This window comes from Micromonospora sp. NBRC 101691 (assembly GCF_030269285.1).
GTDB classification, from domain to species: Bacteria; Actinomycetota; Actinomycetes; order Mycobacteriales; family Micromonosporaceae; genus Micromonospora; species Micromonospora echinospora.
This window is the reverse complement of record NZ_BSTB01000027.1, coordinates 12,949-25,243: the sequence shown is the minus strand read 5'-3', so window position 1 is coordinate 25,243 and position 12,295 is coordinate 12,949. Positions and strand designations below refer to the sequence as shown.

Below are 12,295 nucleotides of genomic sequence, written 5' to 3'. Positions count from 1 at the left end.
CGTCACGGGGTGTCCGTCTCCTCCGGGGCGACACCGTCCGGCCCGGCCGGTGTGGCCGCCGCCAGTCGGGCCGCCTCGGCGTCGCGCAGCAACTGCCGACGCTGCACGTACGCCTCGGTGCCCTTGCTCGGCTTGCGCCGACGGGGCGGCGCGGTGACACCGGGGGCGAGTTTACGGGCGGAGACCAGGAACGCGGTGTGCGCGATCATCCGGTGGTCGGGTCGGACCGCGAGCCCCTCGGCGTGCCAGTCGCGCACCAGCGACTCCCAGGCCCGTGGCTCGGTCCAGCCGCCCCGTTCGCGCAACGCCTCCACCAGTTCGGACAGCTGGGGGGTGGTGGCCACGTACCCGATCAGGACCCCACCGGGGACGAGGGCCCGCTCGACCATGTCGAGCATCTCCCACGGGGCGAGCATGTCCAGGATGATCCGGTCGAAACCGGTCTCCGGGCAGTCGGCGACGTCGCCGACGCGCAGCCGCCAGGCCGGGTGCGGGCCGTTGAAGAACGCCTCGACGTTGCGGCGGGCGATCTGGGCGAAGTCGTCGCGCATCTCGAAGGAGTGCAGCTCTCCCCCGGTGCCGACGGCGCGCAGCAGCGAGCAGCTCAGCGCCCCGGAGCCGGCGCCGGCCTCGAGGACCTTCGCGCCGGGGAAGATGTCGCCCATCGCGACGATCTGCGCCGAGTCCTTCGGGTAGATGACCTGGGCCCCGCGCGGCATGGAGAGCACGTAGTCCGAGAGCAGCGGGCGCAGGGCGAGGAAGGCCGTGCCGCCACCGGAGGTGGTCACCACGCTGCCGTCGGGCAGTCCGATCAGCGCGTCGTGTTCGAGGATGCCCCGGTGGGTGTGGAAGGCCTTGCCGGATTCCAGGGTGACCGTGTGCATCCGCCCCTTCGGGTCGGTGAGCTGGACCCGGTCGCCGGGGCGGAAGGGCCCCCGGTGCACGGGGGGCAGCGCCGGCGGGTCGGCGGGCACCGGGGTGCCGTTCTCGGCCGGGAGGGCGGTGGGGTGTGCGGTCACGTGTTCATCTTCCGTTTGGGTTCCAGGAGCTGCGCCAGATCCGCGATGTGCAGAACGCCGACGACATCTTCGCCTGAGGTCACGACGTACTGTGCGCCCGGGTGGGTCTGCACGGCCTCCACCACGCGTTCCCCGTCGAGCCCGACCGGCAGGGCGGGCACCGTGGCCAGCGACCGGGCCACCTCGTCGACCGCCAGCCAGGGCCGTCGCTCGGGCGGTACCGCCGCGACGCGGGCCGGGTCGACCAGGGCGACCGGACGGCCGGCGGAGTCGGTGACGGCGAGCGCGGCGTCCGGGGGCCCGTTCTCAGCCCGGCGGCGCTGCGCCTCGGCCAGCGGGGTGCCGCTGGGCACCCCGAGCAGCGGACGGGCCAGCCGGGACAGGTCGACCAGCGGGAACCGTCGGCTCATCCGGGCGATCCGGATCGACTGGCCGGCGCCCCGCCAGAGGGTCGCCGCGACCAGCAGCACCAGCGGCAACGCCAGCGGCGCCAGCACGTCCCACACGGTCAGCGCGACGACCAGGAGCGCCGTGCCCAGGGCGACGGCCCGCCCGACCCAGCCGGCGATCTCGGTGGCGAGGTGCCGGTCGCGGGTGGCCGACCAGATCGCCGCCCGCAGGGCCCGCCCGCCGTCCAGGGGCAGGCCGGGCAGGATGTTGAAGATCGCGACGACGACGTTGCTCACCGCGAGCTGGAAGGCGAGCTGGTGCGCCAGGGTGCGGTCCGGCAGGGCGAGGGTGGCCGCCACGGCGGCGACGCCGAGCACCGCCGAGACCGCCGGCCCGGCGAGGGAGATCACCAGGTCGATCCGGGGGGACGGGGCGTCCCGCTCCATCTCGGTGTACCCGCCGAGCAGTTCCAGGGTGATCCCCCGCACGCCGATGCCGTAGCGGCGGGCGGTCAGGGCGTGTCCGAGTTCGTGCAGCAGCACCGAGCCGAGCAGCGACACCACGAATCCGACGCCGATGAGGTAGCCGGCGAACGGGGAGAGGCCGAGCTGACGGCGGGCGAACACCGCGTACAGGACGGTGACCAGCAGGGCCAGCAGGACCATCGAGGTGTTGAGGTGCAGCGGCACCCCGAACACCCGGCCCACGGCCAGGCCGGGACGCCGGTCGGACCGGGAGCGCGGGCGGGGCTTCTCCTCCATCGGGTCGATGCTACGGACCCGGGCGGGTGTCTCCTCGGGTCGGTTCGGCGCGGCGACGAGGTGCCCCTGTCACACCGGTGCCCTAACCTTCCTGGGCATGACGGCGGAACCGGTGACCACCCAGCAGCAGACGGCTCCGACGCAGGTGCCCCCGACGGTCCGGGCGTCGCTGTCGCCGTCCCGGGCCGCCGACTTCAAGACCTGCCCGCTGCTCTACCGGTTCCGCAGCATCGACCGGCTGCCCGAGCGTCCGTCGGTGGAGCAGGTCCGGGGCACGCTGGTGCACGCGGTGCTGGAGCGGCTGTTCGACCTGCCGGCCGCCGGCCGGACCCCGACCGCCGCCGGCGACCTGGTCGCCCCCCAGTGGGACCGGCTGGTCACCGAGCAGCCGGAACTGGCCGGCCTCTTCCCCGGCGACGACCCGGCCGCCGTGGCCGACTTCCTCCGCTCCGCCACCACCCTGCTCGACGGATACTTCACCGTCGAGGACCCGCAGCGGCTGGAGCCCGCCGAACGGGAGAGTCTGATCTCGGCGGTGGTCGACGACGAGCTGCTGATCCGGGGCTACGTCGACCGGCTCGACGTGGCGCCGGACGGCGCGCTGCGGGTGGTCGACTACAAGACCGGCGGCGCGCCCCGCGAGGCGTTCGAGGCGCGGGCGCTGTTCCAGCTCAAGTTCTACGCCCTGGTGCTCTGGCGCACCCGGGGGGTCGTGCCACGGGTGCTGCGCCTGCTCTACCTGCGCGACGCGGAGGTCTGCGACTACACCCCCGACGCCGAGGAACTGGAACGGTTCGAACGCACGGTGGTCGCCCTGTGGCGGGCGATCGAGCAGGCCACCGAGCGTCAGGACTTCCGGCCGAGGCCCAGCCGGCTCTGCGACTGGTGCAGCCACCAGACGCACTGCCCGACCTTCGGCGGGACCCCGCCACCGTTCCCGGAGGCGGCGGCGAGCGCCGACCCGCTGCGCGACGCCCGCTCCCGGCCCGCCCCGGCACCCGGCGCGGACGAATGAGAGGAGGACCCGGCCTCATCCAGGAGGATGAGACCGGGTTCACCGTCGGCGACGATCATCGCGGCTCGGGGGCCGATAGCGTCGTGGTGTGACGGAACTCCCCCACTGGCTGCGTCGACGCCCGCTCGCCGCGGACGTGCTGTTCGCCGTCGGCCTGGTGCTGGTGGACGTCCTGTTCACCCTGCTCACGCCCCGGGAGTTCTGGCCGAGACAGCTCCCGGTGGCGATCGGCTGGAGCGTGCTCTGCGCCGCGCCGGTGGCGGTCCGTCGGGTGGCGCCCTGGTGGGCGGTCGGCGCGGCGGTGCTGACCCTGCTCCTGCCCGCCCTCGTCGGGTACGCCCCGGCCACGCAGAGCATCGCGTTCGTGGTGCTGACGTACACGATGGCGGCGAACCGGCCGACCCGGCCGGCGATCCTCGCCGCGCTGGCGCTCTGGCTGCCCGTCGCGGCGCTCAACGTGCTCGTACCGCCGACGGGTGTGTTCGAGCTGAGCCCCGCCTACCTGGTGTTGAACAACCTGCTGGTCGGTCTGGTGTCGTTCTCGGTGGGCCGGGCGGTGCACGCCCGCCGCGCCTCCACCGAGGCGCTGCGGGAGCGGGCCCGGGTGGCGGAGGCGAACCAGCGTTCCCTGGCCGAGCAGGCGGTCGCCGACGAGCGGCGCCGCATCGCCCGCGAACTGCACGACGTGGTGGCCCACCACGTCAGCGTGATGGGGGTGCTCGCCACCGGCGCACGGCGGGTGCTGCGCCGGGACCCGGACGCCGCCGACGAGGCCATCGCCACCATCGAGGACACCAGCCGGTCCACCCTGCGGGAGATGCGCCGCCTGCTGGACGTGCTGCGCACCGACGAACCGGCCGCCGAGTTGACGCCGCAGCCCGGCCTGGCCGGCATCGAGTCGCTGGTCGAGCAGGTCCGCGAGGCGGGGCTGCCGGTGACGCTGACCGTGGAGGGCACTCCCGGCCCGCTGGAGGAGGGGGTGACCCTGACCGTCTACCGGATCGTGCAGGAGGCCCTGACCAACGCGCTCCAGCACGCCGGTCCGGCCACCGCGCAGGTCAGGTTGACCTTCGGCGACGTGTCGCTGGACGTGGAGGTCACCGACACCGGGCGGGGGCCCGGCCTCGACACACCCGACCGGATCGGACACGGTCTGGTCGGGATGCGCGAACGGGTCGGCCTCTACGGTGGGGTCCTGCGCACCGGCCGGCGGCCCGGCGGCGGTTTCCAGGTCAGTGCGACGTTACCGATGGACCAGCTCGCGTCCGGCGCGGGCACCCGGCACGGCAGGAGTGTGGCATGACCGAGGGTACGACGCGGCCGGTGCGGGTGCTGCTCGCCGACGACCAGCCGCTGCTGCGTACCGGCTTCCGGATGGTGCTGGGGGCGGAGGACGACCTGGACATCGTCGCCGAGGCCGGGGACGGCGTCGAGGCGGTGGACCTGGCCCGCCGGCTCCTGCCGGACGTGGTGCTGATGGACATCCGGATGCCCCGGATGGACGGGGTGGCGGCGACCCGCGCGATCGTCGAGGCGCGACTGCCCGTGCGGGTGCTGATCCTGACCACCTTCGACCTCGACGAGTACGTGGTGGGGGCGCTGCGCGCCGGGGCCAGCGGCTTCCTCGCCAAGGACGTGCCGGCCGAGGACCTGGTCACCGCGATCCGGACGGTCGCGGCGGGCGAGGCGGTGGTCGCGCCACGGATCCTCAAGCGGCTGCTGGACCGCTTCGCCGACCTGCTGCCCGACCCGTCGTCGACGCCGCCGAAGCACCTGGGCTCGCTGACCGACCGGGAACGGGAGGTGCTGGTGCAGGTCGCCCGGGGGCTGTCCAACGCCGAGATCGCCCGGGCGCTGTCGGTCAGCGAGACGACGATCAAGACGCACGTCGGTCACGTCCTGACCAAGCTGGGCCTGCGGGACCGGGTGCAGGCGGTGGTGCTGGCGTACGAGTCGGGGCTGGTCCGGCCCCGGGGCTGACCGCGCCGACCGGCTCCCCGGGTTGCCGGCACCACGTAGCGTGACGCACGGGAACGGGTTGTCCGCCGCGTCGTTTGACCCTGACGTGACGTCAGCTCCTAGCGTCGGCCGGGCCGACCGGGGAAGGGCCACGCTCAGGGGTCACCCCGAGTACGGGATCGGGGCCGACCCGCAGCGGAAAATCCGTTCCCGTTCCGCCTCCGGGCGGACGGATCGTCCCGGCCGGGGGCCGAGGATGACATCATGCCGCACCGACCAGCGGGGGCGGTGCGGCGGCAGAAGCTATTCGAGGGGGAACGGTGACCGTTATGGTGGACCGCCACGCGCAGGTCGCGGCCCGCGCCAGTGAGGTGTGGAAGGTGTACGGCAGCGGCGAGGCCCAGGTCCTCGCGCTGCGCGGGGTCGACGTGGAGTTCGAACGCGGCCGTTTCACCGCGATCATGGGTCCGTCCGGCTCGGGCAAGTCGACGTTGATGCACTGCCTGGCCGGGTTGGACACGGTCACCCGGGGCAGCGTGTCGATCGGCGACACCACGGTGACCGGCCTGAAGGACGCCGGGTTGACGAAGCTCCGCCGCGACCAGGTCGGTTTCATCTTCCAGCAGTTCAACCTGCTGCCGACGCTGACCGCCAAGGAGAACATCCTGCTGCCGCTGTCGATCGCCGGTCGCAAACCCGACCCGGCCTGGTACGACACCGTCATCGACACGGTCGGTCTGCGGGACCGGTTGGACCACCGGCCGAACCAGCTCTCCGGCGGCCAGCAGCAGCGGGTCGCCTGCGCCCGCGCCCTGGTCTCCCGTCCGGACGTGATCTTCGCCGACGAGCCGACCGGCAACCTGGACTCCCGTTCCGGCGCGGAGGTGCTCCGGTTCCTGCGTAACTCGGTCCGGGAGCACGGGCAGACCATCGTGATGGTCACCCACGACCCGACGGCCGCCGCGTACGCCGACCGGGTGGTCTTCCTCGCCGACGGGCAGATCGTCTCCGAGCTGATCGAGCCGACGGCCGACACCGTGCTGGACACCATGAAGAAGCTGGACGCCCCGGTGACCGAGGTGACCAACTGATGCTCCGGGCGACGCTGAAGAGCCTGCTGGCCCGGAAGGTCCGCCTGCTGCTGTCCGGCCTGGCGGTGGTGCTGGGCGTCATGTTCGTCTCCGGCGCGTTCGTGCTCACCGACACCCTCGGCCGTTCCTTCGACGCGATCTTCGCCGACGCGTACGAGGGGATCGACGTCGACATCACCGCAAAGCCGAAGATCGCGGGCGACGAGACCCAGGGCCAACTCGCCGCGCCCCCGTTCCCGGCCGCCACCCTGGGGAAGGTCGACGCGCTGCCGGGGGTGGCCGAGGCCACCGGTGTGGTCGTCGGGCAGGGCGCCCGGCTGATCGGCAGCAACGGCAAGGTGGTGCCCACCCTCGGCCCGCCGCAGCTGGGCGGCAACTGGCTCGGCGAGAGCGACCTGGTACGGCTGCGCGAGGGACGCGAACCCCGCGCCGACGACGAGATCGTGGTCAACGCGGCCCTCGCCGAGGCGGCGAAGGTGTCCGTCGGGGACCGGGTCGGCGTGCTCACCCTCGAACCGAAGCGCGAGTTCACCCTGGTCGGGGTCTTCGGCTACAGCGGCGACCGGGACAGCGTCGGCGGGGCCCACGAGGTCATGTTCACCACGCCGGTGGCGCAGCGGCTGATGCTCGGCCAGCCCGGCACGTACAACAGCATCGCCGTGCGCGCCGAGGACGGCGTACGCCCCGAGGCGCTGCGCGACGACGTGGCGGGCGTCCTCGGCGCCGAGTACGACGTGAAGACCGGCGAGCAGGCCTCCGAGGCCGCCTCGGCGGGGTTGAAGGAGGGGCTGTCGTTCTTCAACCAGATCCTGCTCGGTTTCGCCGGGGTGGCGCTGCTGGTCGGCACCTTCCTCATCCTCAACACGTTCTCGATCATCGTGGCGCAGCGCACCCGGGAACTGGCCCTGATGCGGGCCATCGGGGCCAGCGGCCGGCAGATCATCGGCTCGGTGGTGCTGGAGGCCATCGCGGTGGGGCTGCTCGCCTCGGTGCTCGGCCTCGCCGCCGGCATCGGCATCGGCGCGCTGCTGGCGTACGTCTTCGGGCAGGTCGCCGGTGGGCTCACCCTGGCCGGACTGGCCGTGCCCCCGGCGGCGGTGATCAGCTCCTTCGCGGTGGGCATGCTGATCACGCTGGTGGCGGCGCTGCTGCCGGCGCTGCGGGCGTCCCGGATCCCGCCGATCGCGGCGATGCAGGACGTGGCCACCCCGGACCGGCCGCTGACGAAGATCACCGTCGCCGGGGCGGTGGTCACCACGGTCGGCGCGGTCCTGCTCGCGCTCGGCCTCACCGACAACGCCGGCGGCAGCACCCTGGCCGCCATCCTCGGCGGCGTGCTGTTCGCGTTCGTCGGGGTGGCCCTGCTCACCCCGCTGATCAGCCGGCCGGTGGTCTCCCTGCTGGGAGCGGTCTTCGCCTGGTCCGTGCCGGGCAAGCTGGGCCGACTCAACTCCGGGCGCAACCCGCGCCGCACCGCCATCACGGCCGCCGCGCTGATGGTCGGCATCGCCCTGGTCACCGGCGTGACCGTGGTGCTGGACTCGGCGAAGTCGAGCATCGCCGACCGGGCAGCGGACACCATCGACGCCGAGCTGACGATCTCCGGGGCGCAGACCGGCCCCCAACTGCCGACCTTCGACCCGGCGGTGGTCGACAAGGCCGCCGCGCTGCCCGGAGTGAGCACCGCCGTCGGGCTGTTCAACGACGTCGCCGAGGTCGACGGCGAACGGCGGTACGTCAACGCCGCCACCGACCTGGCCGCGGTCGGACGGATCTACCACGCGAAGGCCAGCTCCGGCACCCTCGCCACCCTCCGGCCCGACCAGGTCGCGCTCAGCGAACCGGTCGCGAAGGACCAGGGCAAGGCGGTCGGCGACACCCTCACCGTGCAGTTCGCGCGCGGCGCCCGGCACACCTACACGGTCGTCGCGATCGTGCCCGAGGACCGGCTGCCCGGCTCGTACCTGCTGCCCCGGGAGAGCGCCGCGGACTTCACCGTCCCGCAGCCTTACCTGGCGCTGGTGCAGCTCGCCGACGGCACCAGCATCGGGCAGGTGCAGCCCCGGCTGGAGGAACTGGTCGCCGACAGCCCGGAGGTGTCGGTCGCCGACCGGGCGGCCTTCGTCGAGCAGCAGACCGGGGCGTTCGACCAGCTGCTCACGATGATCCAGATCCTGCTCGCCCTGGCGATCGTGATCGCCGTGCTCGGCATCGTCAACACGCTGGCCCTGTCGGTGCTGGAACGCACCCGCGAGCTGGGCCTGCTGCGGGCGATCGGACTGCGGCGGGCGCAGACCATGCGGATGATCACCGTGGAGGCCGTGGTGATCTCGGTCTTCGGCGCGCTGCTCGGCGTGGCGGTCGGCACCGGGCTCGGCGCCGCCGTGGTCCGGGCCCTCAAGGAGGAGGGCATCACCGACCTGGTCCTGCCCTGGTCGCAGATGGGCGTGTTCCTGGGGCTCGCCGCGCTGATCGGCGTGATCGCCGCAGCCCTCCCGGCGATCCGGGCCGCCCGGATCAACGTCCTCGGCGCCATCGCCCACGACTGACGGGCGGCGACTGATCGGTATCGGTAGGGCTGGTTGGTAGGAGGGGACCCCTGTTACCGCTTTCTGCGGAGCAGGGGTCCCCTGCTACCACCTGACGGGCGACAGGGGACGTCGGCTACCCGGCGGGCGGGGCGGTCGGCGGGCGGAGCAGGGCCGCCAGCACCGCCAGGTCCACGCCGTCGAGGGTCTCCCGCAGGTGCACCCCGTCGGCCGCCTGCACCGGCACCTCCGCCGGCACCGCCAGCACCGCCGCACCGGCGGCCAACGCGCTGGCCACCCCGGTCGGCGAGTCCTCGATCGCCACGCACCGGTCGATCGGCACGCCGAGCAGCCGCGCCGCCGTCAGGTACGGCTCGGGGTGCGGCTTCGTCGCCTCCACCTCGTCGCCGCAGACCACCACGTCGAAGCTGTCCCGGCCGAGCGTGTCCAGCGCGATCTCCACCAGCCGCCGGCCGCTGGAGGTGACCAACGCGGTCGGCAGGCCGGCGGCACGGACCGCCCGGAGCAGGGCCGAGGCACCGGGACGCCAGGGCAGTCCGGTGCGGAACAGCTCCACGATCCGATCGTCGATCCACGCCGCGCTGACCGCCGGGTCACGCCACGGCTGCGCCAGGTCGGCGTGCAGGATCTCCATCGAGTCGGCCATGCTGGAGCCCACCATGGCGAGCCGGGCCTCCTCGGAGAGCCTGCCTCCGTACTCGGCGGCCAACTCGTAGAGGGCGACGTCCCAGAGCTTCTCACTGTCGACGAGGGTGCCGTCCATGTCGAAGAGCACGGCGGCGGGCGGCTGACTGCTCAGCGGATCCTCCCAGGGTGCGGTGGTCCCGCCGATCCTCGCAGCCGGCCCCCCGGCCGGTGGCACCGCTCCCCGGCGGGGAGACGTGGGTCAACCGCCGGTCAGCCCAGGCGGCAGGCGGTCAGGGACTTCTCGTACCCGGAGAAGAACGCCTCGGTGCGCTGCCGGGCGGTGCCGTGCGAGCCCTCCGCGAACCACGGCTGGCCCGGACCGTCCGCGACGGCGAGCAGGCCCTCCCGGAACTCCTCCAGGTCGCCCTCCTCCAGTTGCAGCACCCCGGCCTGGGCCGATCCGCCCAGGTACGCCCCGGGCATGCAGTCGGCCTGGAGTTCCTGCTCGATCGTGTACTGGTGGCGGACCCGCAGCCGGGCCTGGATGCCGTGGGCGTACTCGTGGCCGAGCAGGTAGTACAGGAACGCGTCGCCGATCTGCCGGAACGCCGACACCGCCCAGGTCACGTCGTAGGCGATGAAGTCCCCCGCCGGGCAGTACACCGCGTTGTTGCGGGGCACCGCCTGCCCGCCGCAGGAGATCTCCCCCTCCCGCTGGTACGGAAGGATCCGCCGGATCGGCTGGAACCGCTGCCCCGAGGCCCGGAACTGGGCAGACCAGTACGTCTCCGCCGATCCGACCGCGTCGGCGATGTCCTCCCGGAACGCCTCGACGCTGGTCGGCGAGTCCGCGCGGGTGGTCGAGTCCCGCGACGTCGTACCCGGCTCCGGTGCCGCCGGCCCGTCGTCGACCACCGGGCCGACCCCGCAGGCCGCGACCGCGACCAGCGCCACGACCAGGCCGGTGAGCCGGCGCCGGGATCGGCCAGCGGCGGTACGTGTCACGGTGCCCTCCCCGGCATCGGCGGTACGCCCAGCAGTACCCCGGCCCGTTCGGGATGATGCCTGCCGACGGGCCGGCCCCGGTGCGGGTTCCCTACTCGTGGTGGTCGTCATGGGACGCCGGAACTACGCTCGGCGCCGGAACCACGGGACGGCGGCGCGGCCGCCGGAAAGGACAGCACAGTGGCCATCGACCGCATCGGGCCGCCGTTGACCGGCGGGGAACGCGAGACACTCCGCGCCTTCCTCGACTACCAGCGGGCGACCCTGGCGTTGAAGTGCGAGGGCCTGACCGACGGGGAACTGCGCCGTCGGTCCATGCCGCCGTCGACGCTCACCCTGCTCGGGCTCGTCCGGCACATGGCGGAGGTGGAACGCACGTGGTTCCGCCGGGTCATCGCCGCCGAGGACGTCCCGCTGGTCTGGTCCGACCGCGGCGACTACCAGGCGGCGTACGACGCGGGCGCGGCCACCCGCGCCGAGGCGTTCGAGGCGTGGCAGACCGAGGTCGCCCACGCCCGCCGGATCGAACGGGACGCGGCGTCGCTCGACGTCACCGGCCACCAGGCCCGCTGGGGCCAGGACGTGTCGCTGCGGCTGGTGATGGTGCACGTGACCCTGGAGTACGCCCGGCACAACGGGCACGCCGACCTGATCCGCGAGGGCATCGACGGCGTCGTCGGGGCGTGACCGCGCCCGGTGGCGGCTGCTGCCCTGCCGTTGCCTGGCTGTTCCCTCTGGACGAGGGCCTCCACGCCGGATACGACTTCCCACGAGTAGGGCAGTGCCATGGATCCGGCTCAGCCGATTGCGACCACCAGGGCTCGCCGGTACTCCTGCGTCCACTCCGCGTCACACTGGTCCGCCGGCAGGCCAGTCAGCCCGGCGCGGAGATTGTCCGCCGCTGCCGCCTTGTCTCCCAGCGCCAGGTACGCCAGTCCGAGTCCCATCCGGGAGAACGTCGGCGTCAACCAGTACGCGAGCGGCAACGGAGGCTCGGACTCGGCAGCCGTGGTGAGGTCACTGGCCTCGTCGAGGAGCCGGCCGGCGGCGGCCCGATCACCGAGCAGCGCGTAACCGTGGGCGGCCTGCACCGCGTCGCCCACCCGTTGCAGGGCGGACGCCCCGGGGGTGTGGTACGCGGCGAGGAAGTGCCGCACGATCCCTCGCGGGTTCCCGCGCTGCCGTTCGACGTAGCCGCGGAAGTTCTCCACCTGCGCGGCGAGCGGACCGCTGTCGACCGCGTCGGCCTGCTCACCGGCCTCGACCAACACCCGCACCGCCTCGGCGTCGTTACGGGCTTCGGCATGCAACCAGCCGACGAACTGGGTCCACTCCGCCGCCACGGCGTGCAACTCGGGCGCATGCGGTCCCCGGGCCCGTACCGCGAGATCCCGCACCGTGCGCCACTGCGGCACCGCCCACGACAGCACCGCCGGGGCAGCGACCGCGTCGTCGAGGCGGCGCTGATGAGCCAGCACGTCGGCCAGGAGACGGACGGCCGGCGCGTCCAGCCGCGTGGGATGGGAGACCACGTACGCGAGGCGCTGATCGTCGTCGCGGGTGGTCACGGCCGGGGTGTCGACGACCATGGCGGCAAGCGTCCCACCGGCCCGCAGGACGTCGTCCAGGTGCCGGGCCACGTCACCGGTCGGCTGGGCACGGCCGGTCTCCAGATCGTGCAGGTAACTCTTGCCGTAGAAGACATCCCGGGCCAGACCGCGCAACGACAGGCCCCGCTTCCGGCGCAGCCGGGCCAATTCGGCGGGGAACCGAGGGTCGACAACGGCACGGACACGAGCTGACATCGGTACTCCCCAGGTGACGAACCGGCCCACGGGCTACCACTGACGACGGTAGCGGGACCGACGGTGTCTCCGCA

11 protein-coding genes are annotated in these 12,295 nt (G+C 73.2%); 6 read left to right on the top strand and 5 right to left on the bottom strand.

From position 1 onward, the window contains the following. Positions 1-2: 2 nt before the first annotated feature. The gene (locus tag QSK20_RS29190) at positions 3-1,019 is read right to left on the bottom strand and encodes a tRNA (adenine-N1)-methyltransferase (RefSeq protein ID WP_502889060.1); all 1,017 of its coding nucleotides are present in this window, start codon (positions 1,017-1,019) and stop codon (positions 3-5) included. Next, positions 1,016-2,074 (bottom strand): M50 family metallopeptidase, encoded by a 1,059-nt coding sequence (locus QSK20_RS29185; RefSeq protein ID WP_285791890.1) that lies wholly within the window; start codon positions 2,072-2,074, stop codon positions 1,016-1,018. Before QSK20_RS29185 ends, QSK20_RS29190 begins: the two co-directional genes overlap by 4 nt. Positions 2,075-2,267: 193 nt before the next feature. Between QSK20_RS29185 and QSK20_RS29180 the strand changes: the two genes are divergently transcribed. The 5 genes from QSK20_RS29180 to QSK20_RS29160 all read left to right on the top strand — a co-directional run bounded on the left by QSK20_RS29180 (position 2,268) and on the right by QSK20_RS29160 (position 8,784). Next, positions 2,268-3,185 carry a RecB family exonuclease gene (locus tag QSK20_RS29180; protein ID WP_285791827.1) on the top strand — a complete coding sequence of 306 codons (918 nt, stop codon included), beginning with the start codon at positions 2,268-2,270 and terminating at the stop codon, positions 3,183-3,185. 88 nt (positions 3,186-3,273) lie between these two features. Continuing rightward, complete coding sequence (locus tag QSK20_RS29175) at positions 3,274-4,488, top strand: sensor histidine kinase (protein ID WP_285791826.1); 1,215 nt, start codon at positions 3,274-3,276, stop codon at positions 4,486-4,488. Continuing rightward, entirely contained in the window at positions 4,485-5,165 is a 681-nt protein-coding gene (locus QSK20_RS29170) for a response regulator (protein ID WP_285791825.1), read from the top strand. The genes QSK20_RS29175 and QSK20_RS29170 overlap by 4 nt, the downstream gene beginning before the upstream one ends. A gap of 299 nt (positions 5,166-5,464) precedes the next feature. Next, a complete protein-coding gene (locus QSK20_RS29165; RefSeq protein ID WP_285791824.1) occupies positions 5,465-6,235 on the top strand; it encodes an ABC transporter ATP-binding protein in 771 nt (256 codons plus the stop codon). Beyond that, positions 6,235-8,784 carry an ABC transporter permease gene (locus tag QSK20_RS29160; RefSeq protein WP_285791823.1) on the top strand — a complete coding sequence of 850 codons (2,550 nt, stop codon included), beginning with the start codon at positions 6,235-6,237 and terminating at the stop codon, positions 8,782-8,784. Before QSK20_RS29165 ends, QSK20_RS29160 begins: the two co-directional genes overlap by 1 nt. A 115-nt stretch (positions 8,785-8,899) precedes the next feature. Here QSK20_RS29160 and QSK20_RS29155 read toward each other — a convergent pair whose 3' ends face one another. Together QSK20_RS29155 and QSK20_RS29150 are read right to left on the bottom strand one after the other, a co-directional pair. Continuing rightward, positions 8,900-9,559, bottom strand: a complete 660-nt coding sequence (locus QSK20_RS29155; protein ID WP_285791889.1) for an HAD family hydrolase — start codon at positions 9,557-9,559, stop codon at positions 8,900-8,902. A 122-nt stretch (positions 9,560-9,681) separates the two neighbouring features. Continuing rightward, on the bottom strand, positions 9,682-10,527 hold the full coding sequence (locus QSK20_RS29150; RefSeq protein WP_285791822.1) for a neutral zinc metallopeptidase: 846 nt from the start codon (positions 10,525-10,527) through the stop codon (positions 9,682-9,684). Positions 10,528-10,596: 69 nt separating this feature from the next. Between QSK20_RS29150 and QSK20_RS29145 the strand changes: the two genes are divergently transcribed. Beyond that, on the top strand, positions 10,597-11,103 hold the full coding sequence (locus QSK20_RS29145; protein WP_285791821.1) for a DinB family protein: 507 nt from the start codon (positions 10,597-10,599) through the stop codon (positions 11,101-11,103). Positions 11,104-11,213: 110 nt separating this feature from the next. Here the strand turns inward: QSK20_RS29145 and QSK20_RS29140 are convergent, their stop codons facing one another. Beyond that, the gene (locus QSK20_RS29140; RefSeq protein WP_285791820.1) at positions 11,214-12,221 is read right to left on the bottom strand and encodes a helix-turn-helix domain-containing protein; all 1,008 of its coding nucleotides are present in this window, start codon (positions 12,219-12,221) and stop codon (positions 11,214-11,216) included. Positions 12,222-12,295: the final 74 nt, after the last annotated feature.